This is a genomic window from Variovorax sp. RKNM96 (assembly GCF_017161115.1).
GTDB lineage: Bacteria > Pseudomonadota > Gammaproteobacteria > Burkholderiales > Burkholderiaceae_C > Variovorax.
Genome location: NZ_CP046508.1, coordinates 1,981,531 through 2,005,845, shown reverse-complemented (window position 1 = coordinate 2,005,845; position 24,315 = coordinate 1,981,531). Strand labels below are relative to the sequence as shown.

Below are 24,315 nucleotides of genomic sequence, written 5' to 3'. Positions count from 1 at the left end.
CGGCCCGACGCGCTTTCTCCGCTCTCCCTGCCTCTACTTCGATGGTTTGGCAGGCTTGGCCGGCGCGCGCAGCGCCGCCACTTCCTCTGCCGTCAGCCAGCGCCACTGCCCCGGCGCCAGGTCCTCGGGCAGCGACAGGTCGCCGATGCGCGAACGGTGCAGCCCCTCGACCCGGTTGCCCACCGCCGCCAGCATGCGCTTGACCTGGTGGTACTTGCCCTCGGTGAGCGTGAGCCGCAGGTGCAGCGGGCTGTCGGATTCGCAGGCGGCCGCGCGCACCGGCTTCGGGTCGTCGTCGAGCACCACGCCGGCCAGCAGCTTGGCGATCTGCACCTCGTCCACCGGGTGCTTGGCCGTCACCTCATAGACCTTGGGCACGTGGTGCTTGGGCGAACCCATCTTGTGGATGAACTGGCCGTCGTCGGTCATGAGCAAGAGGCCCGTGGTGTCCTGGTCGAGCCGGCCGATGGCCTGCACGCCCTGCACCGCGCCCTTGTTGGGCCGCAGGCGAAGCGGCGACGGCAGCAGCGTGTAGATGCTCGGGTAGGTCGAGGGCTTCTGCGAGCACTCGGTGCCGGCCGGCTTGTGCAGCATCAGGTAGGCCTTCTCGTGGTAGGCCCACGGCGTGCCCTGCACGGTGTAACGCAGGCCTTCGGGGTCGAGGTCGGCGAAGGGGTCCGTCACGGCTTGGCCGTCGATGATCACGTGGCCTTGCTGGACCAGCCCCGCGCACACGCGTCGCGTGCCGAAGCCTTGGGTGTAGAGGATGTCTTGCAGGTGCATGGGAAATGAAAAAGGCGGCCGCGCCAGCGTGGCACGACCGCCCCTGAGTTTGCAGGATCAGTAACCGGCGGCCAAACCGGTGTTGCGGCGGGGGTCGTTCGCGCCGTAGAAGCGGTTGGCGCCCACTGGCTTGCCGCCCAGCGAAGGCGCGCCGACGATGATCGCGGCGAGGTGGTTCGCCGGCTGCGGCACCCCCAGGTTGTGGCCCATGTCGGTCAGGATCTTGCGGGTGTCGGGGCTGATCGCGAAGGTCTCGACGTTGGTGACGTCAGGCAGCCATTGCTGGTGGAAGCGCGGTGCATCGACGGCCTCCTGCACGTTCATGCCGTAGTCGACCACGTTCAGGATCGTGTGCAGCACCGCCGTGATGATGCGGCTGCCGCCGGGCGTGCCGACCACGAACACCGGCTTGCCGTCCTTGGAGACGATGGTCGGGCTCATCGAGCTCAGCGGACGCTTGCCCGGGGCGATGGCGTTGGCCTCGCCCTGCACCAGGCCGTACATGTTGGGCACGCCGATCTTGGAGGTGAAGTCGTCCATCTCGTTGTTCAGCAGCACGCCGGTCTTGTCGGCGGTGACCTTGGCGCCGAACCAGTCGTTCAGCGTGTAGGTGACCGAGACCGCATTGCCCCACTGGTCAGTGATCGAGTAGTGGGTGGTGTTGCTGCCTTCATGCGGCGCGACGCCGGGCTTGATGTCCTTGGAGACGCCGGCCTTCTTCGGGTCGATGGCGGCGCGGATCTTCTCGGCGTAGCCCTTGTCGAGCAGGCGGTCGAGCGGGTTCTTCACGAAATCGGGGTCGCCCAGGTAGCTGTTGCGGTCCACGTAGGCGTGGCGCATGGCCTCGATCTGGTAGTGCACCGATTGCGCCGAGCGGAAACCCAGGTCCTTGAGCGGGTAGCCCTCCAGGATGTTGAGCATCTCGCAGATGATCACGCCGCCCGAGCTCGGGGGCGGCGCCGACACCACGCGGTAGCCGCGGTAATCGCACTCGACCGGCGCGAGTTCGCGTGTCTTGTACTGGTCGAGGTCGGCCTGCGTGATGATGCCCTTGCCGGCCTGGCTCGATGCCACGATCGCCTTGCCGACCCAACCCTTGTAGAAGCCGTCGGTGCCCTTGGAACTGATTTCCTTCAGCGTCTTGGCCAGGTCTTTCTGCACCAGCTTCTGGCCGACCTGGAAGGGCTGGCCCTTGTTCAGGAAGATCGCGCCTGAGACCGGGTCCTTCTGGAAGTCGGCGGTGGAGGTCCACAGCATGTCGATGTCGCCCTGCTCCAGCGCAAAGCCTTTGTCGGCCAGCTGGATCGAGGGGGCGATGAGGTCGGCGCGCTTCATGGTGCCGTACTTCTCGCGCGCGTATTCCATGCCCGACACCGAGCCCGGCACGCCCACGGCGAGGTGGCCGTTGGTGCTCAGGCCCTTGATGACGTTGCCGTCCTTGTCCAGGTACATGTTGGCCGTGGCGGCCAGCGGCGCCTTCTCGCGGAAGTCAAGGAAGGTCTTGCGGCCGTCGGCCAGCTGCACGGTCATGAAGCCGCCGCCGCCGAGGTTGCCCGCCGCCGGGTACACCACCGCCAGCGCATAGCCCACGGCGACCGCCGCATCGACCGCATTGCCGCCGCGCTTGAGCACGTCGACGCCGACCTTGCTGGCCAGATGCTGCGCGCTCACGACCATGCCGTGCTCGGCCGCGACCGGCGCCTGCGAGGCCGCCTGCGACGCGCCCGCCGCAGTCAGCGCGAGCGCGGCCGCAACGGCGGCGCGCAGTGTCGGGGTCCAGTGGAATTGCTGCATGGGAAGTCTCCTCTTTGAGTTGGATGAAGAACGAGGGAATGGCATGGAAAAGGTCAGGCCGTGAGCAGCGCCTTGCGCCGCAGGTCCTTCAAGGCCAGCACCACCTGCTGCTGCGCGAACTCTTTCAGCACCTCAGGATCGGTCAGCGGCTTTTCGTCCTTGATGAAGCGCAGGCGGTCGGCGCGCACTTCGGCGACCAGGTGCTCGGCGAGCGCTTCGTGCGAATGCGTGCCATCGAGCAGCGGCAGCAGGCTGCGCTCGAGCAGCGTGAGGCCCACGGGCTCGTGCCACTGGTTGCAGGCCTGGGCGTTGGCTCCCGCCGTGAGCGCGAGGCCGCGCGCACCGCGAACGCTCGCCAGCGCCTGCGGCAGGCTGGAGACCTCCGTCGCCGCCGGCACCGGCGTGCGCCGGATCCGCATCGCGCCGAGGATCACCAGCTCCTCGAGCATCGCCAGCACGATGCGCCCGACCGCATCGCGCGGCTCGCCCGTGAGCCTTGCCGCGGCATCGATCAGCGCCTCGGCCGACACGGACGCCGGATAGCTCGCTTCGAGCACCTGCGCCACGGCCTTGTGCGCGGGCAGGCGCAGCGTGACCTTGAGGTTGCGGATCGCATTGCAGGGTTGCTCGCGCGCATCGAGCGTCAGCGCGCCGCCATCTTCGGTGGCGAACATGCCGGCGAACTCCAGGGCACGGATGCGCGCCGGATCGAGGCGGTAGCGGATGTCCCTGCCGCGCTCCTGCTTGACCAGCAGGGTCTGGCGGAAGGTGCGGTTGACCAGGAAATCGAGGTACTGCTCCATCATGATCTGGCTGCCGCCGCATTCGCGCAGCAGCGGATCGCGCACCTTCTCGCCGTAGTTCTGCACGAACATGGTCGAGGGCTCGGCATCGCACAGGTAGGCCAGGCCGCGGGCATCGGCGCGCGCGGCAAATTCCTTGAAGTAACAGGGCTCGTTGCAGGGCTCCAGGAATTCATGCAGCAGGTAGTAGCCGCTGGAGCCGCGCACGATCGGCATGGTTTCTTCGAGCGTTTTCTTGAGCACGCTGTCGGGGCGCGCTGACTGTTCGAGGAACTCGAGCATGCCGCGCGCGTAGGCCAGCTTCTCGTCGGGCGTGTCACGCGGCCCGCCGCGCAGGATCATCGCGTCGCGCACGATCTCGCGCGCCTTCCAGCCGGGGTACACGTTGTAGCTCACATAGGCCACGCCGTTCGGCGCGAGGTTCTCCGAGCAGATGCGCAGGATCGCGTCCTGCACCGGGCCCGGCACCCAGCTGTAGACGCCGTGGCAGACGATGTAGTCGAACTGGCCGAACGAGGCGTCGATGTCGGCGATGTTGAACGCCTTCAGCTCCACATTCGACAGGCCCGCATGGGCGATGGCCGCGACGCCCTGCGACACCTGCACAGTCGACAGGTCGACGCCGATGGCGCGCGCTTCGGGGTGGCGCGCCGCGAAGGGAATCAAATTGCCGCCGGCCGCGCAGCCAAGCTCGAGCACGCGGGCCGTGGCGGGAGCGGGCGCATCGAGTCCGAACAGGAATGCCAGCGCCTCCAAGTGCTCCATCGCGGACTGTGGGAACGGGTGCGAGTCGTAGGGCACCGTGTCGTAGTAGCTGGTCAGCGTGGAAGTCAATGAATCCGGCACGAGCGTCCTTCGGGATCTAGGAAGTCTTGGGGTAGCGATGCGACAGCGCTGGCCGACTATAGCCCCGCGATCAGGCAAAAAAAACCCAGCGATGAAGCTGGGCTCAAGCCTTTCTGCTGGCATGGCATCAAGGACCCCGCACAGGTGGCTGGCGGGGGACGGCTGACCCGTCAAGGAGAAATCGGGTGCTGCCTTGAAGGCAGCCGGTTGAGTGGAACGGCAGGCCCATGCGCCGAGGCTTCCGTGAGAGGACGAAGCCAGTCGTTGGCCGCCTCGTCGGGCGACATGGCCCGCAGCCGCGCATCGCGCCGAAGCGTGCGCGCGACGTCCTCCAGCTCGAGAGCGTCGACCGAATGCCAGCGCTGCCGCAGCCGATGCGCACAGGCAGCGATCCAGAGGGTGGCCGGAATGTTTTCCATGACGATATTTTACTGTATATTTGTACAGTCTTTTCATCAAGGATACCGCAATGTCTACGACCGAAGATATCGCCCCTGCTCCCAATCACGCCCTGACCGAGGCCCTGGCCTGGATCTCGAAGTTCGCGCACGCCTGGAAGGCCATCGAGCCCGCTCCCAGAAGCCTCAGCATCGATGGCTTCATCATCTGGGGACCCGTGCTCTACGAGAAGCACAAGGGCGAAGACCCGGTGAAGCTCGCACAGCAACTGTTCGGCAAGTCCGGCGCATATTTCAGGTATCTCTACCCCGGGCTCAAGCCCGGCACGGGCGGAGACCCGGCGTCTTAGAATGCCCCGATGAATTGGCGCACCACACTGCTTCCGCTTGCCTTGATCACCACCGTCATCACCGGTTGCACGGCCCCGAATGAGATCGTGCCGTTTCGCGAGGGCGTGCTGCGTGCGCCCAGCTACACGCTGGCAGCAGACTACTGCAGTGCGAAGAGCCTGACGCCGAAGTGGATCGGCAGGGCACCGGCGGAGTCCGGCGTGCTGTTCCAGTGCTACTGAGCTTCAGGGGCTGAAGTAAAAACGGCAGTCGTTGGTGACAACGACTGCCGTTCTGTTGAGTGGTGGAGCTGGGGGGATTTGAACCCCCGTCCGCAAGCCTTCATCGCGCAGTTCTACATGTTTAGTGATCTGATTTGAGTCTCGCTTCCGGAGTCGCGCAGTCACACGCTAAACCGGACGCCAGCACCCTATTTTCTCGCCCCGACCCAAGGTACCCGGATCGGAGCCAGCCCATGTAATTATCTTTGCAGCCGGGAGGATTCAGATTGCTCTGTCACCCCCTTGCCCAGCCCATCGGCCTGCTGTTGCAAAGCTCACTGGCAATTAAGCAGCGAGTGCGAAACGTTCGTCGTTTGCAGTTAGTTTGTTTGAATCTGTTTTACGAGCGCATTCAGCTCGACATGCCCCGCTGCGACTCCGAACCCACGTCGAAACCAGTGCAGCCCCAAGCGTCCTATTTTAGGCGCTATTGAGCAGTTGCAAGAGCTCCTTGGGCGAAGAGATTGAAGCATCGGCCTCCCAGAGCGCAGCATCGGCCTGCGAACCCATGTAGCCGTAGGTGGCGGCCACCGTCCGCATGCCGGCGGCGCGGCCCGCGATGATGTCGCGTTCGTCGTCGCCCACATAGATGCACGCCTCCGATGGAACGCCCAATCGCCGCGCCGCTTCGTGCAGCGGTTCCGGGTGAGGCTTTGCATGCGGCGTGGTGTCGCCGCTCACAATGGCGCCTGCACTGGCGAAGAGCGGCATCGCACGGGTCAACGGATCGGTGAATCGCATCGACTTGTTGGTGACCACACCCCAGACGAGGCCGCGCGCCTGAATGGCGTCGATCAGCGCCTGGACGCCCTCGAACACCCGTGTATTGAGCAGCATGCGGCGCTCGTAGGCGACGAAGAACTCTTCACGCAGCTCGGGGAATTCAGGGGCATCGGGCGTGATGCCGAATGCCACGCCGAGCATGCCTCGCGCACCTGAACCCGCATGCGGGCGATAGCGGTCGAGGGGATAGGACTCGAGGCCGCGATCGGTCCGCATCTTGTCGGCTGCGGCGCCAAGGTCGGGGGCGCTGTCGATCAGCGTGCCGTCCAGGTCGAACAGCACGGCTTGCGTGGACTGGCCTTTCATACCTGCGAGCCCGGCAGCGCAGGCCTCTGTGTCGCGAACATGTAGTTGACGCTGGTATCGCCGCTGAGCCAATAGCGGCGGGTCAGGGGGTTGTGCTCCATGCCGCGGGTGTGCCGCAGGTCGAGCCCCGCTGCGCGACAGTAGGCCGCGAGCTCGCTCGGGCGTATCAGCTTCGCGTACTCATGGGTGCCGCGCGGCAGCATCCCGAGGATGTATTCCGCGCCGACGATCGCCAGCGCAAAGGACTTCAGGTTGCGGTTGATGGTCGAAAAGAACACCCACCCACCAGGCTTGACCAGCGTGGCACAGGCCTGAATCACCGAGGCCGGCTTCGGCACATGCTCCAGCATTTCCATGCAGGTGACGACGTCGAAGCTGCCCGGCTGTTCGGCGGCGAGTGCTTCGGCGCTGATCTCGCGGTACTTGACGCCACGCGTGCCGGCTTCGAGCGCATGAAGCTGGGCGACCTTGAGCGCCTTGCCCGCCAAGTCGATGCCCAGCACGTCGGCGCCCTTTCGGGCCATCGAATCGGCCAGGATTCCGCCGCCACACCCGATATCGAGCACGCGGCGCTGCGAAATTGGCGCAATACCGTCAATCCATTCCAGGCGCAATGGATTGATTTCGTGCAGCGGGCGGAATTCGCTTTCCAAATCCCACCACCGATGCGCAAGTTCTGAAAACTTGGCGAGTTCCGCCGGGTCGGCATTCACATTTTCTGTCATATGGCAATTATGAAGCGGGCAATGGCCGGCATGCGCCGGGCGATCTTGTTGAATCCTGACCAACGAATTCGACAGGCATAAAAAAACCCCGCCGAGGCGGGGTTTTCATCATCGATGGAATCGACTGATTAGTTGGCGCGGGTGCCGACCACTTCGATTTCCACGCGACGGTTCTTGGCGCGGCCTTCCTTGGTGCGGTTGTCAGCCACTGGCTGCTTCTCGCCCTTGCCTTCGGTGTAGACGCGGTTGCGTTCGATGCCCTTCGAGACCAGGAAGGCCTTGACGGCTTCGGCGCGACGCACCGACAGACGCTGGTTGTAGGCGTCCGTACCGATCGAGTCGGTGTGGCCCACAGCGATGATCACTTCGAGGTTGACACCACGGATCTTCTCGACCAAGTCGGTCAGCTTGGCGCGACCTTCAGGCTTCAGAACCGACTTGTCGAAGTCGAAGAATGCGTCGGCAGCGAAGGTCACCTTCGAGGCAGCGACGGCCGGCGGCGTGCCAGCGGGAGGAGGCGTCACGCCAGGGGTGGGGGGAACAGCAACTGCGGGAACCAGAGCGCCGTCGCAACCGGCGGCGGCGGTAGCCGGCGTCCAGTTGGCATCGCGCCAGCACAGTTCGTTCGTACCGTTCTTCCAGACGAGTTCGCCGGTGCCGTTTTGCCAGTTGTCGATCGTAGGACCGCCGTCCGCAGCGGTGACACGGGTCTGCGCGCCGGCGGCAGTGGCGAGCGCAGCGACTGCAAACATCATCGCCACTTTATTCAGTTTCTTCATGGTTCTCCTCTTGGGGAAAAAGCCGCAGCCGCGCTGCGAATCAAGGACGCTTTAAGTGACCACCACCCAAAACGTTGAGACGATTGTGCCATAGGGTCTTTGGCAAACAGGCCGCCGGACGCCCCTGAAGCGTAGGACGGAGGCGGAATAGCCGGCTTGTGTTGCGGCGGAGCGACACCCCTCACAGCGTAAAATTTCGCCTTCCTGCCGCCAGCCTCTCGCTCAATGACATCCTTCGCCAAAGAAACCCTGCCCATCAGTCTCGAAGAGGAAATGCGCAGCAGCTATCTCGATTACGCCATGAGCGTGATCGTGGGCCGGGCGCTCCCCGATGCACGCGACGGCCTCAAGCCGGTGCATCGACGCGTGCTCTTCGCCATGCACGAGCTCAACAACGACTGGAACCGGCCGTACAAGAAGTCGGCCCGTATCGTCGGCGACGTGATCGGTAAATACCACCCGCACGGCGATCAATCGGTCTACGACACCATCGTGCGATTGGCGCAGGATTTCTCCATGCGCCACATGCTGGTCGACGGCCAGGGCAACTTCGGCTCCGTGGATGGAGACAACGCAGCCGCAATGCGTTATACGGAAATCCGGCTGGCCAAAATTGCGCATGAAATGCTGGCCGATATCGACAAGGAAACTGTCGACTTTCAGGACAATTACGACGGCTCCGAAAAAGAACCGAAAGTTTTGCCAAGCCAGCTACCGAATTTGCTGGTCAATGGCTCGGGCGGTATTGCGGTCGGCATGGCCACCAATATCCCACCGCACAACTTGAATGAGGTCGTCGACGCCTGCCTGCACCTGCTGCGCAACCCCGAGGCCAGCATCGACGAGCTGATGGAAATCGTGCCGGCGCCCGACTTCCCCACCGCCGGCATCATCTACGGCATCAACGGTGTGAAGGATGGCTACCGCACCGGCCGCGGCAAGGTCGTGATGCGCGCCAAGTGCCACTTCGAGGACATCGACCGCGGCCAGCGCCAGGCGATCATCGTCGACGAGCTCCCCTACCAGGTCAACAAGAAGACGCTGCAGGAGCGCATGGCCGAGCTGGTGCACGAGAAGAAGATCGAAGGCATCAGCCACATCCAGGACGAGTCCGACAAGTCGGGCATGCGCCTGGTGATCGAGCTCAAGCGCGGCGAAGTCCCCGAGGTCGTGCTGAACAACCTGTACAAGCAGACGCAGTTGCAGGACACCTTCGGCATCAACATGGTGGCGCTGGTCGACGGCCAGCCCAAGCTGTGCAACCTGAAGGACCTGATCCAGGTCTTCCTGCAGCACCGCCGCGAAGTGGTCACGCGCCGCACCGTCTTCACGCTGCGCAAGGCTCGCGAGCGCGGCCACGTGCTCGAGGGCCTGGCGGTGGCGCTGGCCAACATCGACGAGTTCATCCGGATCATCCGCGAATCGCCGACGCCGCCGGTCGCCAAGGCCGAGTTGATGACCCGCAGCTGGGACAGCAAGCTGGTGCGCGAGATGCTCACGCGGTCGCGCGCCGATGGCGGCGTGATCAACGCCGACGACTACCGTCCCGAAGGCCTCGAGCGCGAGTTCGGCATGGGTTCGGACGGCCTCTATCGCCTCTCGGACACGCAGGCGCAAGAAATCCTGCAGATGCGCCTGCAGCGCCTGACCGGCCTCGAGCAGGACAAGATCGTTGCCGAGTACAAGGACGTGATGGCCGAGATCGACGACCTGCTCGACATCCTGGCCAAGCCCGAACGCGTGTCGGTCATCATCGGCGACGAGCTGGGCACCATCAAGCAGGAGTTCGGCCAGAGCAAGCTCGGCGCACGCCGCAGCCTGGTCGAGCACAGCGCGTTCGATCTCTCCACCGAAGACCTGATCACCCCGACCGACATGGTGGTCACGCTCTCGCACAGCGGCTACATCAAGAGCCAGCCGCTGGGCGAATACCGCGCGCAAAAGCGCGGCGGCCGCGGCAAGCAGGCGACCGCAACGAAGGAAGACGACTGGATCGACCAGCTCTTCATCGCCAACACGCACGACTACATCCTGTGCTTCTCCAACCGCGGCCGGCTCTACTGGCTCAAGGTGTGGGAAGTGCCGGCGGGTTCGCGCGGTTCGCGCGGCCGGCCGATCGTCAACATGTTCCCGCTGCAGGAAGGCGAGAAGATCAACGTCGCGCTCGCGCTCACCGGCGAGAAGCGCAACTTCCCGGCCGACCAGTACGTGTTCATGGCGACCTCGATGGGCACCGTCAAGAAGACCGCGCTCGACGAATTCAACAACCCGCGCAAGGGCGGCATCATTGCCGTGAACCTCGACGAGGGCGACTACCTGATCGGCGCTGCGCTCACCGACGGCAAGCACGACGTGATGCTCTTCAGCGACGGCGGCAAGGCCGTGCGCTTCGCCGAAGATGACGTCCGACCGCTGGGCCGCAATGCGCGCGGCGTGCGCGGCATGTCGCTCGACCCGGGACAGGGCGTGATCGCCATGCTGGTGGCCGAGGACGAGCAGCAAAGCGTGCTCACCGCCACGGAAAATGGTTACGGAAAGCGAACAAGCATTACGGAATACACGCGCCATGGCCGCGGAACCAAAGGCATGATCGCGATTCAACAGAGTGAGCGCAACGGCAAGGTCGTTGCCGCCACCCTCGTGCATGCGGACGATGAGATCATGCTCATCACCGACAAGGGCGTGCTTGTGCGCACCCGGGTTGCCGAAATTCGTGAACTGGGTCGCGCGACGCAAGGCGTCACGCTGATCGGGCTTGACGAAGGCGCCAAACTCAGCGGGCTACAACGTATCGTCGAGAACGACGCGAACGGCGAAAGCGAGCCGGACGCAGACGATACTTCCACATCTTCAACGGAGAATCCTCAGTGAAAAAAATCAAACTCGCACTTCTGACGGTAGCTTTGGCCAGCAGCTCGATGGCCGCCATGGCCCAGGACAAGGCCACGCTGATCAAGCAGTTCATCGACATCCAGCGCCCCGGCATCGAATCGCTGGCGCGCGGCCTGGTCGAGCAGTCGAGCGCGCCAATCGCGCAAGCCGGCTCGCAGTACCTGCAGACGCAAGTGCCCGAAGCCAAGCGCGAATCGGCCGCCAAGGCTGCCGATGCCGAGCTGAAGAAATACTTCGACGATGCCTATCCCCTCGTGCGCGACAAGGCCGTGCAACTGGCACCGGGCGCCCTGACCCCGCTGCTCGAGCAGAACTTCAGCGAAGACGAGCTCAAGCAACTGCTGGCCTGGATCAACTCGCCGCTCAGCAAGAAGTACCAGGAGCTGAATCCGAAGATGCAGACCGCATTGACGGAAAAGCTGGTGGCCGAAACCCGCGCTTCCATCGAGCCCAAGATGCGCGCGCTCGACACCAACGTGGCGAAGGCCCTCGGCGCCCCGACCGACGCCCCGGCCCAAGGTTCCGCACCCGCCAAGGCGCCAGCCAAGGCACCCGCCAAGAAGTAAAGCAACGTGACCCAGCAGCAGACGCCGGCCGGCAAGCGCCCCTACAACTTCTCGGCCGGTCCGGCTGCCATGCCGGAGGCGGTGCTGCAGCGCGCCGCCGCCGAAATGCTCGACTGGCAGGGCAGCGGCATGAGCGTGATGGAAATGAGCCATCGCGGCAAGGAATTCGGCGCGATCTGCACACAGGCCGAAGCCGACATCCGCACGCTGCTGGCCGTGCCTTCCCATTTCCACATCCTGTTCATGCAGGGTGGCGGTCTCGGCGAAAACGCCATCGTGCCGATGAACCTGTCGCGCGGCAAGACCGCCGACTTCGTCATCACCGGCAGCTGGAGCATCAAGTCGCACAAGGAAGCGCAGCGCTATTGCACGGCGCGCGTGGCCGCGAGCAACGCCGACAACCAGCACACGAAGCTGCCCGCTCCCTCGACCTGGCAACTCACGAAGGACGCCTCGTACGTGCACCTGTGCACCAACGAGACGATCAATGGCATCGAGTTCCAGCAGTTGCCCGACCTCGCCGCGCTCGGCAGCGATGCACCGCTCGTCATCGATTTCTCGTCGCACGTGGCTTCGCGCAGCGTCGACTGGCGCCGCGTGGGTCTCGCCTTCGGCGGCGCGCAGAAGAACCTGGGCCCGGCAGGTCTCACGATCGTCGTCGTGCGCGACGACCTCCTGGGCCATGCCCTCGAGATCTGCCCGAGCGCCTTCAACTACAAGACCGTGGCCGACAACAACTCCATGTACAACACCCCGCCGACCTGGGGCATCTACATGGCGGGGCTGACGTTCCAGTGGCTGCTGCAGCAGACCGAAGGCTCGCTCACCGGCGTGGCCGCGATGGAGCAGCGCAACATCGAGAAAGCCAACTTGCTGTACGGCTTCATCGACGGCTCCGACTTCTACGCCAACCGCATCGATGCGAGCTGCCGCTCGCGCATGAACGTGCCGTTCTTCCTGGCCGACGAAGGCCGGAACGAGGCGTTCCTGGCCGGCGCACGCGAAGCCGGGCTGCTGCAGCTCAAGGGCCACAAATCGGTCGGCGGCATGCGCGCGAGCATCTACAACGCCATGCCGCTGGAAGGGGTGCAGGCACTTGTGGCCTACATGCGAGAATTCGAGCGATCGCATGCCTAGGCGCATGCCCTAGCTGCTCGCACCGATGACCGCCTCCGCACCCACACCGCCCTCCTCCAACTACAACTCCGAAAGCCTTGCCGATCTGCGCGTGCAGATCGACTCGCTCGACCAGCGCCTGCTGAGCCTGCTCAACGAGCGGGCCCACGTGGCCGAACTCGTCGGCGAGGTCAAGAAGCGCGAAGGCACGCCGTTCTTTCGTCCTGACCGCGTTGCCGCCGTCATCGACAAGATGCAGAAAAGCAATGGAGGCCCGCTCAAGGACCTCCATGTGGCCGCCATCTGGCGCGAGATCATGTCGGCGTGCCTCGCCCTCGAATCGCCGCAGCGCGTCGCCGTGCTGGGCCCCGAAGGCACCTTCTGCGAACAGGCCGCCATCGAATACTTCGGCGGCGCTGCCGACCTGATCTACTGCGCCAGCTTCGACGAAGTGTTCCACGCCACCGCCGCGGGCAGCGCCCAGTACGGCGTGGTCGGCGTCGAGAACTCGACCGAAGGCGTGGTCACCCGCTCGCTCGACCTGTTCCTGCATTCGCCCACCCATGTGGTCGGCGAAGTCAGCCTGCTGGTGCGTCACCACCTGCTGCGCAGCGAGAACTCGCTCGAAGGCATCGAGGCCGTGCTGGCTCACCCGCAGGCGCTCGCGCAGTGCCAGACCTGGCTGTCCAAGCACCTGCCCAATGCCGAGCGGCGTGCCGTCTCGAGCAACGCCGAAGGCGCACGCCTCGCGGCCACCAACCCGGCCTGGGCCGGGCTCGCCGGTGAACGCGCCGCCACCCGCTTCGGCCTGCACATCGTGGCGCACGCCATCCAGGACGATTCGTACAACCGCACCCGCTTCTCCGTGATCTGCCTGCCGCAGACGCTGGCCATGCCGCCGGCATCGGGCAAGGACTGCACGAGCCTGATCGTCTCAGTGCCGAACCAGCCCGGCGCGGTGCATGACCTGCTGGTGCCCCTCAAGACCAACAACGTGTCGATGACGCGCTTCGAATCGCGCCCCGCGCGCACCGGCCAGTGGGAGTACTACTTCTACATCGACCTGGACGGCCATCCCTCGCAGCCCAACGTGGCCGCGGCACTGGCCGAGCTGCGCGGCCTCTGCGCGTTCTACAAGGTGCTTGGCGCCTACCCCGTCAAAGCCTGAGCCGGACAGACACGATGTTCGAGCAACTGGGATTGATCGGCTGCGGCCTCATGGGCGGCTCCTTTGCGCTCGCGCTCAAGCGCGCGAAGCTGGTGAAACGCGTGGTCGGCTACAGCAAGTCGCCGTCCACCACCGAACGGGCACGCCAGCTCGGCGTGATCGACGTGGTGGCGCCATCGGCGCTGCTGGCGGTATCGGGCGCGGACATCGTGCTCCTCGCCGTGCCGGTGGCCGCATCGGAAGCCATGTTCAAGGCGATCCGCCACGGCATCTCGAACGAGACGCTCGTGATGGACGTCGGCTCGACCAAGGGCGATGTGATCGAGGCTGCGCGCAACGGCCTGCAAAAGCAGTTCGCGAACTTCGTGCCGGCCCATCCGATCGCCGGCAAGGAAGTCTCGGGCATCGAGCATGCCGAGGCCTCGCTCTTCACCGGCCGCCAGGTCGTGCTGACCCCCGTGAAGACCACGCTGCGCTCGAACGTGCAGCGCGCCTCGCAGGTGTGGAGCGGCATCGGCGCCAACGTGGTCACGATGACGCACGAAGCGCACGACGCCGCCTTCGCCGCCGTGAGCCACATGCCGCACCTGCTGGCCTTCGCCTACATCAACGCGCTCACCGCACAGCCCGAGGGCGACCGCTTCCTGGACCTCGCCGGACCAGGCTTTCGCGACTTCTCGCGCATCGCCGCGAGCGATCCGGTCATGTGGCGCGACGTGCTGCTGGCCAACCGCGAGCAGGTGCTCAAGCAATCCCAGGCCTTCCGCAAGGCACTCGACGATATCGAGTCGTTGATGACCGCAGGCGACCTGCAGGGGCTGGAGCAATCCATCGCCGCCGCCAGCAAGGCGCGCGCCGCCTGGAAGCCGAACGCGAGCACCGACGCCTCGGCCCAGCAGGACAGCTGACATGTTCTCGACCGCCTTCCTCGACCTTCCACCCCTCGTGGGCGCCGCCGGCACGGTCCGGCTGCCGGGCTCCAAGAGCATCTCCAACCGCGTGTTGCTGCTGGCCGCGCTGGCGAGCGGCACCACCACGATCCACGACCTGCTCGACTCCGACGACACGCGCGTGATGCTCGACGCCCTGCGCGCGCTCGGCTGCGGCATCCAGCCTGCAGGGAGCACGCTGCAGATCACTGGCCTCGGCGGCCAGCTGAAGTCCGGTGGGGCGCTGCTGCCTCTCTTCCTCGGCAACGCCGGCACCGCCATGCGCCCGCTGACGGCTGCGCTGTCGCTGCTCGGCGGTGACTTCGAATTGAGCGGCGTACCGCGCATGCACGAGCGGCCGATCGGCGACCTGGTCGATGCCCTGACCCAGCTCGGCTGCAACATCGACTACCTCGGCAATCCCGGCTACCCGCCATTGCGTATCCACCCGGTCGACCACGACGACCTGGTGCTCGACGCGCCGATCCGCGTGCGCGGCGATGTGTCGAGCCAGTTCCTCACGGCCCTGCTGCTGGCATTGCCTCTCGCGGCACGCAACGACATCGTGATCGAGGTGGTCGGCGAGCTGATCTCCAAACCCTACATCGAGATCACGCTGAACCTGCTGGCGCGCTTCGGCATCACGGTGCGGCGCGATGGCTGGGAGCGGTTCACCATTCCCGCCGGCAGCAGCTACAGCTCGCCGGGCGATATCCACGTCGAAGCGGATGCTTCCTCTGCCAGCTATTTCATAGCACTGGGCGCCATCGCCACGGGCGTGTCCGGGAAAAATGGCATCCGGATCGAAGGCGTGGGCGCCGATTCGATCCAGGGCGACATCCGCTTCATCGACGCGGCTCGGCAGATGGGCGCAGAGGTCGACAGCGGCCCGAACTGGCTCGAAGTGCGCCGCGGCGCCTGGCCGCTCAAGGCCATCGACCTCGATGCGAACCACATCCCCGATGCCGCGATGACGCTCGCCGTCATGGCGCTCTACGCCGATGGCCCGAGCACGCTGCGCAACATCGCGAGTTGGCGCGTCAAGGAAACCGATCGCATCGACGCGATGGCCAATGAGCTCCAGAAGCTCGGCGCCACAGTCGAGGCCGGCCCTGATTTCATCCGCGTCCATCCGCTCGCACCGGCCGGCTGGCAGGCGGCGAGCATCCGTACATACGACGACCACCGCGTGGCGATGTGCTTCTCGCTCGCCGCGTTCAACCCGGCAGGCGTGCCCGTGCGCATCCTCGAGCCGCACTGCGTCGCCAAGACCTTCCCCGATTACTTCGAAACCCTGTTCTCGGTCGCCGAGGCCGCCGAAGTGCCGGTGATCTGCATCGACGGCCCGACCGCCTCGGGCAAGGGCACGCTGGCAGCCGAAGTGGCGCGCCTCCTGGGCTACCACTACCTGGATTCGGGCTCGCTCTACCGCGTGACCGGCCTGGCCATGCGCCGCGCCGGCCTCAACGCCGATGCGCAGCACGAAGCGCAGATCGCCGCGCTGGCGGCCGCCCTTCCCCTTCAGTTCACCGAAGGCAAGGTGCTCCTGGCCGGAGAGGATGTGAGCGACGAGATCCGCACCGAAGCCGCCGGCATGGACGCCTCCCGCGTCTCGACGCTGCCCGCGGTACGCGAGGCGCTCCTGGCGCTGCAGCAGCGCTTTCGCCAGCTTCCGGGCCTGGTGGCCGACGGCCGCGACATGGGCACCGTGATCTTCCCGGACGCGCCCCTGAAGGTCTTCCTCACGGCCAGCGCCGCCCAGAGGGCGGAACGACGTCATAAGCAGTTGATTTCAAAGGGTATTTCAACTACACTCGACAGTCTTCGCTCCGACTTGGAAGCACGTGACGCCCGGGACTCCTCCCGTAGCGTCGCCCCTCTGAAGCCGGCGCAGGATGCCCGCCACCTCGACAACTCCCAGCTGTCCATCGAAAAATCGATCGACACGGTGTTGAACTGGTGGCAGCAAGTACAGCCTTTCAAGTCCGCTTGAAAGGCTCGCGCCAACCGGGTTGTCCGGATGGCGCATACCGCTCCAGCAGGCTCTTTTCGCGCGACAGCGCACCGGCCTTCTGGTTGTTCAACCAACCCGGGCACCAGCCCACAAAACCGCCGTCTCCAGATCCACAGCAGCCGCACGCAATTTCGCAAGAGCGCCTGCCAACCCTGCCTGACGGAAGGAACCATAAATGTCTGAATCTTTTGCCGACCTATTCGAAGAGTCCCTGAAGCGTTCCGAAATGCGCACCGGCGAGGTCATCACGGCCGAAGTCGTGCGCGTCGAACACAACCACGTCGTCGTCAACGCCGGTCTGAAGTCCGAAGCGTATGTGCCGATCGAGGAGTTCAAGAACGACAAGGGCGAACTCGAAGTCCAGGCCGGCGATTTCGTTTCCGTTGCCATCGGCAGCGTTGAAAACGGCTACGGCGACACCATCCTCTCGCGCGACACCGCCAAGCGCCTCGCTTCGTGGCTCGCCCTCGAGAAGGCCCTGGAATCGGGCGACTTCGTCACCGGCACCACCAGCGGCAAGGTCAAGGGCGGTCTCACCGTCCTGGTCAACGGCATCCGCGCATTCCTGCCGGGCTCGCTGATCGACACGCGTCCCATCAAGGACCTGACCCCGTACGAAAACAAGACCCTCGAATTCAAGGTCATCAAGCTCGACCGCAAGCGCAACAACGTCGTGCTGTCGCGCCGTGCCGTGGTCGAAGCCAGCATGGGCGAAGAACGCGCCAAGCTGATGGAAACCCTGAAGGAAGGCGCTGTTGTCCGCGGCGTGGTCAAGAACATCACCGAATACGGTGCGTTCGTGGACCTCGGCGGCATCGACGGCCTGCTGCACATCACCGACATGGCATGGCGCCGTGTTCGCCACCCGAGCGAAGTCGTTCAGGCCGGCCAGGAAATCACCGCCAAGATCCTCAAGTTCGACACCGAAAAGAACCGTGTCTCGCTGGGTCTGAAGCAAATGGGTGACGACCCGTGGATGGGCGTTTCGCGCCGCTACCCGCAATCGACCCGCCTGTTCGGCAAGGTCACGAACATTGCCGACTACGGCGCGTTCGTCGAACTCGAACCCGGCATCGAAGGCCTGGTGCACGTCTCCGAAATGGACTGGACCAACAAGAACATCGCTCCGAACAAGATCGTCTCGCTGGGCGACGAAGTCGAAGTCATGGTCCTTGAAATCGACGAAGACAAGCGCCGCATCAGCCTGGGCATGAAGCAGTGCAAGGCCAACCCGTGGCAAGAGTTCGCGCAGAACACCAAGCGCGGCGACCGCGTCAAGGGCCCGATCAAGTCGATCACCGACTTCGGCGTGTTCGTGGGTCTGGCTGCCGGCATCGACGGCCTGGTTCACCTCTCGGACCTCTCGTGGAACGAAGCCGGCGAAACCGCCGTTCGCAACTACAAGAAGGGCCAGGAAGTCGAAGCGATCGTGCTGGCTGTGGATGTCGACCGCGAGCGCATCTCGCTGGGCATCAAGCAACTCGACAGCGACCCGTTCACCACGTTCACCACCGTGAACGACAAGGGCCAGATCGTGACCGGCAAGGTCAAGACGGTTGACGCCCGCGGCGCTGAAATCGACCTCGGCGAAGACATCATCGGCTACCTGCGTGCTTCGGAAATCTCGCGCGACCGCGTCGAAGATGCCCGCAACGTGCTCAAGGAAGGCGACGAAGTCACCGCCATCGTCGTGAACGTGGATCGCAAGACCCGCAACATCCAGCTGTCCATCAAGCAGAAGGACATGGTCGACGAACAAGGCGCCATGGCCAACCTGAGCCAGCAGTCGGCACGCGAAAACGCGGGCACGACGAGCCTGGGCGCCCTGCTGCGCGCCAAGCTCGACAACAACGACAGCAAGTAAGCTGAGTCCGAAGACAGAGCAGGCCAAGCTTCTAGCTTGGCCGCTCTGTCTTTTTTTTCGTCCACGTTTTCTCTGCACTGGCCTCCAATGACCCGCTCTGACCTCGTCGAAGAACTCGCAGCGCGCTTTGCGCAACTCACGCACCGCGATGCCGAATACGCCGTCAAGACCATCCTGGACGCGATGAGCGACGCGCTGGTGCGCGGGCACCGCATCGAGATTCGCGGGTTCGGCAGCTTCTCGGTCAACCGGCGTCCGCCGCGCATCGGGCGCAATCCGCGCTCGGGCGAGAGCGTGCAGATCCCGGAAAAGCGGGTGCCGCACTTCAAGCCGGGCAAGGCCTTGCGCGAAGCGGTCGACGCAAAGACCGCCGAGCTCGACGCCAAGGAAGCCAAGGGCCGCAAGGCCTGATCCGCGTGGATGCAAACGTAGAATGCCTCCGGCAACGGGAATGGCTATGAAATACCTCCTGTGGCTGCTCAAGGCAGCCATTTTTTTTACGCTCTTCGCCTTCGCGCTGAACAACCAGCACGACGCGACCGTCTACTTCTTCTTCGGCACCCACTGGCGCGCACCGCTGGTGCTGGTCGTGCTCGCGGCCTTCGCGGGTGGACTCGTGGTGGGTGCGCTCGGCATGCTGCCGGGCTGGTGGAAACACCGCGCCGCCGCGGCGGCTCAGGGCCCCTCGGCGACCGAAGCCATCTCCACAACAACGGCACCGACGGCCGTGACCGCCCAGGCAGCGGCACCGTCCATCTCCGCCACCGACCTCCCCGCCGTACGTCAACATGGACTTTGATCCCAGCTGGCTGTTGATCGGCCTGCCCGTCGCCTTCGTGCTCGGGTGGCTCGCATCGCGCTTCGACATCCGCCAGCTCAAGCTCGAGAACCGGCAGGCGCCCAAGGCCTACTTCCGCGGGCTGAACTTCCTGCTCAACGAGCAGCAGGACCAGGCCATCGACGCCTTCATCGAGGCCGTGCAGAACGACCCCGACACGCAGGAGCTGCATTTCGCGCTCGGCAACCTGTTCCGCCGCCGCGGCGAATACCAGCGCGCCGTGCGCGTTCACGAACACCTGCTCGGCCGGGGCGACCTGAGCCGCGCCGACCGCGAGCGCGCGCAGCACGCACTGGCGCAGGACTTCCTGCGGGCCGGCCTGCTCGACCGCGCCGAGGCTGCGCTGCAGAAGCTCGAAGGCACCCGCTACGAAAACGAGGCGCGCCTCTCGCTGCTCGCCATCTACGAGCGTTCGCGCGAATGGGCCCAGGCGGCCGACGTGGCGCAAAAGCTGGACGAGTCCGACCAGGCCAGCTACGCCACGCGCCGCGCGCACCACCTGTGCGAGCAGGCGACCGAACGCGTGGCGGCCGGCGAACTGCCCGCAGCGGCGAAGCTGCTCGCGCAAGCCGTCGAGCTGGCCCCGCAGGCGCCGCGCCCCGCCATCGACACCGCCAACCTGCAACTGCGCAATGGCGATGCGGCCGCAGCCTTCGACACGCTCGTTGCACTGAGTGACACCGCGCCCCTCGCACTGCCCCTGTATGCCGCGGCACTGCAACAGGCCGCCGTGGCAGCGCACCGCGAAGCCGAGGCGCTCGCGCTGCTGCAGCGACGCTATGCTGAGTCGCCATCGATCGACGTGCTCGAGGCGTTGATCGCCCTGGGCGGCAGCCCATCGACGACGACCGCCACCGACGAGCAACAGCCCCCCGCCCCGCGCGACGGCTACATCGCCCACCTCGCGCACCAGCCCTCGCTGGTCGCGGCATCGCGCTGGCTGGCTGGCGAAAAGTTCGAGCACGAGCAGTTCCATCCGCAGGTGCAGCGCGCGCTCGACCAGGCCACCCGTCCGCTGATGCGCTACCGCTGCGCCGCCTGCGGCTTCGAGGCGCACCAGTACTTCTGGCACTGCCCCGGCTGCCAGGCCTGGGACAGCTATCCGCCGCGCCGCGTCGAAGAACTCTGAGCAAGGTTCCGACCACGTTTCGGAACAATGGTCACCGGGGCGGCGAGGTCGTCAACGCCCCTTTCCCTGGTCTCGTTGAACGCCAGCCGACGCATTTGTCGGCTGTCAGTCATACCTACAAATCAGGGAGTTTTTCAATCATGTTCAAGAAGATCCTGGCCCTCTCGCCCATGCTGTTCGCGGTCGCTTCGTTCGCTGCTGTCGACGTCAACAAGGGCACCGAAGCCGAACTCGACGGCCTCAATGGCGTCGGACCCGCCATGTCCAAGCGCATCATCGAGGCGCGCAAGCAAGGCGAGTTCAAGGACTGGCCCGATCTCATGCAACGGGTGAAAGGTGTGAAGGAGAAGAAGGCCCAGAAGCTCTCGGCCGAGGGCCTCACGGTGAACGGCCAGGCCTTCGGCGGTGCGGCCGCCACAGCACCGAAGGAGGCAAAGGCCCCCAAGGCTCCCAAGCCCTGACCGCGCACATACAGCCACAGCAAAAGCCGCCTCCGAGGCGGCTTTTTCATGCGCGCACGGTTTGCCGCACGCACGCAACATGGCAGGGAAATGCCTCAGGAAGTGGCCCGAAATTTGCACGTATGCTTCCTTTCGTTTTGCTTTCACTACATTCCGGAGCGCGTTCATGAATCACAAGTTCGGCATTGCCCTCGCGGGCCTCACCCTGGGCGCCGCAGCCTTCGCGCAGACCAAGTGGGACCTTCCCACCGCGTACCCCGCGACCAACTACCACACCGAAAACATCACGCAGTTCGCCAAGGATGTGGACGCGGCCACCGCCGGCAAGGTCAAGATCACGGTGCACGCCAACGCATCGCTGTTCAAGGCGCCCGAGATCAAGCGCGCCGTGCAGAGCGGCCAGGCGCAGGCCGGCGAGATCCTCCTGGCCAACTTCGCGAACGAGAACCCGATCTACGCGCTGGACGGCGTGCCCTTCCTGGCCACCACCTACCCGGAAGCGAAGAAGCTCTACGACGCCTCCAAGCCCGCCATGGAAAAGCTCCTGGCCGCCCAAGGCATCAAGGTGCTGTTCGTGGTGCCATGGGCACCGCAGGGCATCTACTCGAAGAAGGAGATCAGCTCGGTGGCGGACCTGCGCGGCATCAAATGGCGCGCCTACAGCCCGGCCACCGCCAAGATTGCCGAACTGATCGGCGCGCAGCCCGTGCAGATCCAGCAGGCCGAACTGAGCGCCGCCATGGCCACCGGCGTGATCGAGAGCTACATGAGCTCGGGCTCCACCGGCTACGACACCAAGACCTACGAGCACATCAAGAACTTCTACGACACGCAGGCCTGGATCCCGAAGAACGCGATCCTGGTGAACGCCAAGGCCTTCGACGCGCTCGACGCCACCACCAAGGCCGCCGTCATCAAGGCCGCAGCCGATGCCGAGACCCGCGGCTGGAAGATCGCGCAGGAGAAGAACGACGAATACAAGCGCCTCCTGGCCGAACGCGGCATGAAGGTGCACAAGCCCTCGCCCAAGCTGGACACCGACATGCGCCAGGTCGGCGGCATCATGCAGGCCGACTGGCTGAAAGCCGCCGGACCGGACGGCGCCGCCATCATCGACGCCTACAAGAAGAAGTAAGCCATGCGCCGGTTCCTCGATCGCCTGTACGACGGTGCGGGCGCGCTCGGCGCGTTCTGCGTGTTCCTGATCTTCGTGCTGATGATCCTGGCCGGCGTGGGCCGGCAGATGAACTGGCATGTGAGCGGGCTCAACGACATCGTCTCGTGGCTGTGCGCCGCCGCTGCGTTCTTCGCGATGGCGCATGCCTTCCGCCACGGCGACTTCGTGCGCGTGACGCTGCTGCTCGAAGCGGTGTCCCCCAAAGCGCGGCGCGCGCTCGACGTGACCTGCCTGCTGATCGCAGCCGTGTCCGTGTCCTACCTGACCTACTGGGCCACCAGCTTCACCTACGAGAGCTACGAATTTGCCGAGATGGCGACGGGCCTCGTGGTGATTCCGATCTGGATCCCGCAATCGACCTTCGTGATCGGCTGCTGGCTGCTCCTGATCGCCATGGTCGACGAGCTGGTGGGTGTGGTGCGCGGCGAGAAGCCGAGCTACCAGCGCGCCATCGAAGAGCGCCACGCCGCGGGCGACTTCTCCTCGGACGTCTGAACGTCAGAACGACGACCACCACCACAACACCAAGACAGACACTCCGATGTTCGAAAACCTCTGGATGGGCGCGCTGCTGCTCGGGATCATGCTGCTGCTCCTGGCGGGCGGCGTCTGGATCGCGATGACCCTGGCCATCGTCGGCTGGGTCGGCCAGGCCTTCTTCACCAACACGCTGCCGGGCAAGAACCTGTTCTCCGCCTTCTGGGAAAGCAACGCGAGCTGGGAGCTCGCGGCGCTGCCCCTGTTCATCTGGATGGGCGAGATCCTGTTCAGAACCAAGCTCAGCGAGGAGATGTTCGAGGGTCTGCGCCCCTGGCTCAACCGCGTGCCCGGCCGGCTGATGCACACCACCATCCTCGGCTGCGGCGTGTTCGGCTCGGTCTCGGGCTCCTCGGCGGCCACCTGCGCCACCATCGCCAAGGTGGCGCTGCCCGAGCTCAAGCGCCGCGGCTACAACGAGAAGCTGGCCATCGGCTCGCTGGCCACCGCGGGCACGCTGGGCATCCTCATCCCGCCGTCGATCACGATGGTGGTGTATGCCGTGGCGGCGGACGCCTCGATCATCCGCATCTTCCTGGCCGGCTTCCTGCCGGGCTTCCTGCTGATGCTGCTGTTCTCCGGCTACATCGGCTGGTGGAGCCTGCGCCACCCCGACCAGGTGCCGCCGGCCGATCCGCCGACCACCTTCATGCAGAAGATCCGGCTCTCGGGCAACCTGATTCCCTGCGCGCTGCTGATCGTCTTCATCGTCTGGGTGCTGGTGGCGGGCTGGGCCACGGCCACCGAGTGCGCGGCCTTCGGCGTGCTGGGCTCGCTGGCGATCGCGGCCTATGGCCGAAGCCTCACCTGGAAGAACTTCAAGGACGGGATCATGGGTGCCACGCGCACCAGCTGCATGATCATGTTCATCCTGGCGGGCGCCGCCTTCCTCACCAAGACCATGGCCTTCACCGGCATCCCGCGGGAGCTGGCCGAGTGGGTCGACAGCATGCACCTGTCGCCCTACGCGCTGATCGGCGCGCTGGTGGTGGTGTACCTGGTGCTGGGCACGGCGCTGGACGGCATCTCGATGATCGTGCTGACCAGCGCGGTGGTGCTGCCGATGATCCAGAAGGCGGGGTTCGACCTGATCTGGTTCGGCATCTTCATCGTGCTGCTGGTGGAGATCGCCGAGGTCACGCCGCCGGTGGGCTTCAACCTCTTCGTGCTGCAGAACATGACGGGCAAAGACAGCAATGTGATCGCCAAGGCGGCGATTCCGTTCTTCTTCTGCCTGGTGCTGTGCATCGTGCTGATCACGCTGTTCCCGAGCATCGTGACCATCCTGCCGGACGTGGTGATGGGCAAAGAGAAGTAGGCGGGCTGCGGATAATCGCCGCACCATGCTGCTGAACGCCTTCGTCATCTGTCTCGCCGCCTGCATCGGCGCCCTCATGCGCTGGGGCTTCGCCCTCTGGCTCAACCCCGGCAGCGTGATCCCCTGGGGCACGCTCGCCGTCAACCTCATCGGCGGGTATCTCATCGGCGTGGCCATCGGCTTCTTCAATGGCCTGCCCGACATCGACCCCGCGTGGCGGCTCATGGTCATCACCGGGTTCCTCGGCACGCTCACCACCTTCTCCAGCTTCTCGGCCGAAGTCGTCGGCATGCTCGTCGGCGGCCGGTTCGGCCTCGCGCTGGGCACGATCGCGCTGCACCTGGGCGGCTCGCTCTGCATGACCTGGCTCGGCCTGCGCACCGTGCAGGCCTTCTCGGGCTGAGCCCGCAGCCAAAACTGCCCTATGTCCCACGGTTATAGATAAGGGCCGCCAGGGGGTCGGTCGATAGAATTGACC

The 24,315-nt window shown here is 65.1% G+C and carries 24 protein-coding genes and 1 other RNA gene; 17 read left to right on the top strand and 8 right to left on the bottom strand.

The features are described from left to right. Positions 1–33 precede the first annotated feature (33 nt). From GNX71_RS09135 to GNX71_RS09120, 4 genes are all read right to left on the bottom strand, one after another. Complete coding sequence (locus tag GNX71_RS09135; RefSeq protein ID WP_206178022.1) at positions 34–783, bottom strand: 16S rRNA pseudouridine(516) synthase; 750 nt, start codon at positions 781–783, stop codon at positions 34–36. Positions 784–840: 57 nt separating this feature from the next. Beyond that, positions 841–2,577 (bottom strand): gamma-glutamyltransferase, encoded by a 1,737-nt coding sequence (gene ggt / locus GNX71_RS09130; protein WP_206178021.1) that lies wholly within the window; start codon positions 2,575–2,577, stop codon positions 841–843. Between the two features lie 53 nt (positions 2,578–2,630). Continuing rightward, positions 2,631–4,226, bottom strand: a complete 1,596-nt coding sequence (locus GNX71_RS09125) for a class I SAM-dependent methyltransferase (RefSeq protein ID WP_206178020.1) — start codon at positions 4,224–4,226, stop codon at positions 2,631–2,633. Between the two features lie 170 nt (positions 4,227–4,396). Continuing rightward, positions 4,397–4,645 (bottom strand): hypothetical protein, encoded by a 249-nt coding sequence (locus GNX71_RS09120; protein WP_241027205.1) that lies wholly within the window; start codon positions 4,643–4,645, stop codon positions 4,397–4,399. A 50-nt stretch (positions 4,646–4,695) separates the two neighbouring features. Between GNX71_RS09120 and GNX71_RS09115 the strand changes: the two genes are divergently transcribed. Both GNX71_RS09115 and GNX71_RS09110 read left to right on the top strand, forming a co-directional pair. After that, the gene (locus tag GNX71_RS09115) at positions 4,696–4,974 is read left to right on the top strand and encodes a hypothetical protein (protein ID WP_206178019.1); all 279 of its coding nucleotides are present in this window, start codon (positions 4,696–4,698) and stop codon (positions 4,972–4,974) included. A 9-nt stretch (positions 4,975–4,983) separates the two neighbouring features. Further along, the gene (locus GNX71_RS09110) at positions 4,984–5,196 is read left to right on the top strand and encodes a hypothetical protein (RefSeq protein WP_206178018.1); all 213 of its coding nucleotides are present in this window, start codon (positions 4,984–4,986) and stop codon (positions 5,194–5,196) included. A gap of 60 nt (positions 5,197–5,256) precedes the next feature. On the opposite strand, the gene ssrA is transcribed toward GNX71_RS09110, so the two are convergent. The 4 genes from ssrA to ompA all read right to left on the bottom strand — a co-directional run bounded on the left by ssrA (position 5,257) and on the right by ompA (position 7,828). After that, positions 5,257–5,643, bottom strand: a transfer-messenger RNA (tmRNA) gene (gene ssrA, locus GNX71_RS09105). 12 nt (positions 5,644–5,655) lie between these two features. Further along, positions 5,656–6,324, bottom strand: coding sequence for a phosphoglycolate phosphatase (gene gph / locus GNX71_RS09100; RefSeq protein WP_206178017.1), 669 nt, complete (start codon positions 6,322–6,324; stop codon positions 5,656–5,658). Continuing rightward, complete coding sequence (gene ubiG / locus GNX71_RS09095; RefSeq protein WP_206178016.1) at positions 6,321–7,049, bottom strand: bifunctional 2-polyprenyl-6-hydroxyphenol methylase/3-demethylubiquinol 3-O-methyltransferase UbiG; 729 nt, start codon at positions 7,047–7,049, stop codon at positions 6,321–6,323. Before ubiG ends, gph begins: the two co-directional genes overlap by 4 nt. 128 nt (positions 7,050–7,177) lie before the next feature. Then, positions 7,178–7,828 carry an outer membrane protein OmpA gene (gene ompA / locus GNX71_RS09090; protein ID WP_206178015.1) on the bottom strand — a complete coding sequence of 217 codons (651 nt, stop codon included), beginning with the start codon at positions 7,826–7,828 and terminating at the stop codon, positions 7,178–7,180. Positions 7,829–8,053: 225 nt separating this feature from the next. Between ompA and gyrA the strand changes: the two genes are divergently transcribed. The 15 genes from gyrA (at position 8,054) to crcB (ending at position 24,240) form a co-directional block, all read left to right on the top strand. Then, complete coding sequence (gyrA, locus tag GNX71_RS09085; protein WP_206178014.1) at positions 8,054–10,699, top strand: DNA gyrase subunit A; 2,646 nt, start codon at positions 8,054–8,056, stop codon at positions 10,697–10,699. After that, positions 10,696–11,286: a DUF2059 domain-containing protein gene (locus GNX71_RS09080; protein ID WP_206178013.1), complete on the top strand. Its 591-nt coding sequence runs from the start codon at positions 10,696–10,698 to the stop codon at positions 11,284–11,286. The genes gyrA and GNX71_RS09080 overlap by 4 nt, the downstream gene beginning before the upstream one ends. A gap of 6 nt (positions 11,287–11,292) precedes the next feature. Beyond that, complete coding sequence (gene serC, locus GNX71_RS09075; protein WP_206178012.1) at positions 11,293–12,423, top strand: 3-phosphoserine/phosphohydroxythreonine transaminase; 1,131 nt, start codon at positions 11,293–11,295, stop codon at positions 12,421–12,423. A 25-nt stretch (positions 12,424–12,448) separates the two neighbouring features. Further along, on the top strand, positions 12,449–13,570 hold the full coding sequence (pheA, locus tag GNX71_RS09070) for a prephenate dehydratase (protein ID WP_206178011.1): 1,122 nt from the start codon (positions 12,449–12,451) through the stop codon (positions 13,568–13,570). A gap of 14 nt (positions 13,571–13,584) precedes the next feature. After that, positions 13,585–14,478, top strand: coding sequence for a prephenate dehydrogenase/arogenate dehydrogenase family protein (locus tag GNX71_RS09065; RefSeq protein ID WP_206178010.1), 894 nt, complete (start codon positions 13,585–13,587; stop codon positions 14,476–14,478). Between the two features lies 1 nt (position 14,479). Continuing rightward, a complete protein-coding gene (locus GNX71_RS09060) occupies positions 14,480–16,492 on the top strand; it encodes a bifunctional 3-phosphoshikimate 1-carboxyvinyltransferase/cytidylate kinase (RefSeq protein WP_206178009.1) in 2,013 nt (670 codons plus the stop codon). Positions 16,493–16,688: 196 nt separating this feature from the next. Continuing rightward, positions 16,689–18,377: a 30S ribosomal protein S1 gene (rpsA, locus tag GNX71_RS09055; protein WP_012746757.1), complete on the top strand. Its 1,689-nt coding sequence runs from the start codon at positions 16,689–16,691 to the stop codon at positions 18,375–18,377. A gap of 87 nt (positions 18,378–18,464) precedes the next feature. After that, on the top strand, positions 18,465–18,788 hold the full coding sequence (locus tag GNX71_RS09050; protein ID WP_013540224.1) for an integration host factor subunit beta: 324 nt from the start codon (positions 18,465–18,467) through the stop codon (positions 18,786–18,788). Between the two features lie 46 nt (positions 18,789–18,834). Then, positions 18,835–19,176, top strand: a complete 342-nt coding sequence (locus GNX71_RS09045; RefSeq protein WP_042582389.1) for a LapA family protein — start codon at positions 18,835–18,837, stop codon at positions 19,174–19,176. After that, entirely contained in the window at positions 19,166–20,344 is a 1,179-nt protein-coding gene (lapB, locus tag GNX71_RS09040; protein ID WP_206178008.1) for a lipopolysaccharide assembly protein LapB, read from the top strand. Before GNX71_RS09045 ends, lapB begins: the two co-directional genes overlap by 11 nt. 140 nt (positions 20,345–20,484) lie before the next feature. Continuing rightward, positions 20,485–20,805, top strand: a complete 321-nt coding sequence (locus tag GNX71_RS09035; protein WP_206178007.1) for a helix-hairpin-helix domain-containing protein — start codon at positions 20,485–20,487, stop codon at positions 20,803–20,805. Positions 20,806–20,971: 166 nt separating this feature from the next. Then, positions 20,972–21,940: a TRAP transporter substrate-binding protein gene (locus GNX71_RS09030; RefSeq protein ID WP_206178006.1), complete on the top strand. Its 969-nt coding sequence runs from the start codon at positions 20,972–20,974 to the stop codon at positions 21,938–21,940. 3 nt (positions 21,941–21,943) lie between these two features. Further along, positions 21,944–22,477: a TRAP transporter small permease gene (locus tag GNX71_RS09025; RefSeq protein ID WP_206178005.1), complete on the top strand. Its 534-nt coding sequence runs from the start codon at positions 21,944–21,946 to the stop codon at positions 22,475–22,477. Between the two features lie 46 nt (positions 22,478–22,523). Further along, positions 22,524–23,837, top strand: a complete 1,314-nt coding sequence (locus GNX71_RS09020; RefSeq protein WP_206178004.1) for a TRAP transporter large permease subunit — start codon at positions 22,524–22,526, stop codon at positions 23,835–23,837. Positions 23,838–23,862: 25 nt separating this feature from the next. Beyond that, entirely contained in the window at positions 23,863–24,240 is a 378-nt protein-coding gene (gene crcB, locus GNX71_RS09015) for a fluoride efflux transporter CrcB (RefSeq protein WP_206178003.1), read from the top strand. Positions 24,241–24,315: the final 75 nt, after the last annotated feature.

Coding starts and splice junctions, on each gene's coding strand:
- GNX71_RS09110 (WP_206178018.1), top strand. CDS start 4,984: ATGAATTGGCGCACCACACTGCTTCCGCTTGCCTTGATCACCACCGTC.
- GNX71_RS09060 (WP_206178009.1), top strand. CDS start 14,480: ATGTTCTCGACCGCCTTCCTCGACCTTCCACCCCTCGTGGGCGCCGCC.
- lapB (WP_206178008.1), top strand. CDS start 19,166: ATGGACTTTGATCCCAGCTGGCTGTTGATCGGCCTGCCCGTCGCCTTC.
- crcB (WP_206178003.1), top strand. CDS start 23,863: ATGCTGCTGAACGCCTTCGTCATCTGTCTCGCCGCCTGCATCGGCGCC.
- GNX71_RS09120 (WP_241027205.1), bottom strand. CDS start 4,645: ATGGAAAACATTCCGGCCACCCTCTGGATCGCTGCCTGTGCGCATCGG.
- GNX71_RS09020 (WP_206178004.1), top strand. CDS start 22,524: ATGTTCGAAAACCTCTGGATGGGCGCGCTGCTGCTCGGGATCATGCTG.
- GNX71_RS09115 (WP_206178019.1), top strand. CDS start 4,696: ATGTCTACGACCGAAGATATCGCCCCTGCTCCCAATCACGCCCTGACC.
- ggt (WP_206178021.1), bottom strand. CDS start 2,577: ATGCAGCAATTCCACTGGACCCCGACACTGCGCGCCGCCGTTGCGGCC.
- ompA (WP_206178015.1), bottom strand. CDS start 7,828: ATGAAGAAACTGAATAAAGTGGCGATGATGTTTGCAGTCGCTGCGCTC.
- gph (WP_206178017.1), bottom strand. CDS start 6,324: ATGAAAGGCCAGTCCACGCAAGCCGTGCTGTTCGACCTGGACGGCACG.
- pheA (WP_206178011.1), top strand. CDS start 12,449: ATGACCGCCTCCGCACCCACACCGCCCTCCTCCAACTACAACTCCGAA.
- GNX71_RS09030 (WP_206178006.1), top strand. CDS start 20,972: ATGAATCACAAGTTCGGCATTGCCCTCGCGGGCCTCACCCTGGGCGCC.
- GNX71_RS09065 (WP_206178010.1), top strand. CDS start 13,585: ATGTTCGAGCAACTGGGATTGATCGGCTGCGGCCTCATGGGCGGCTCC.
- GNX71_RS09050 (WP_013540224.1), top strand. CDS start 18,465: ATGACCCGCTCTGACCTCGTCGAAGAACTCGCAGCGCGCTTTGCGCAA.
- GNX71_RS09025 (WP_206178005.1), top strand. CDS start 21,944: ATGCGCCGGTTCCTCGATCGCCTGTACGACGGTGCGGGCGCGCTCGGC.
- rpsA (WP_012746757.1), top strand. CDS start 16,689: ATGTCTGAATCTTTTGCCGACCTATTCGAAGAGTCCCTGAAGCGTTCC.
- GNX71_RS09045 (WP_042582389.1), top strand. CDS start 18,835: ATGAAATACCTCCTGTGGCTGCTCAAGGCAGCCATTTTTTTTACGCTC.
- gyrA (WP_206178014.1), top strand. CDS start 8,054: ATGACATCCTTCGCCAAAGAAACCCTGCCCATCAGTCTCGAAGAGGAA.
- GNX71_RS09135 (WP_206178022.1), bottom strand. CDS start 783: ATGCACCTGCAAGACATCCTCTACACCCAAGGCTTCGGCACGCGACGC.
- ubiG (WP_206178016.1), bottom strand. CDS start 7,049: ATGACAGAAAATGTGAATGCCGACCCGGCGGAACTCGCCAAGTTTTCA.
- GNX71_RS09035 (WP_206178007.1), top strand. CDS start 20,485: ATGTTCAAGAAGATCCTGGCCCTCTCGCCCATGCTGTTCGCGGTCGCT.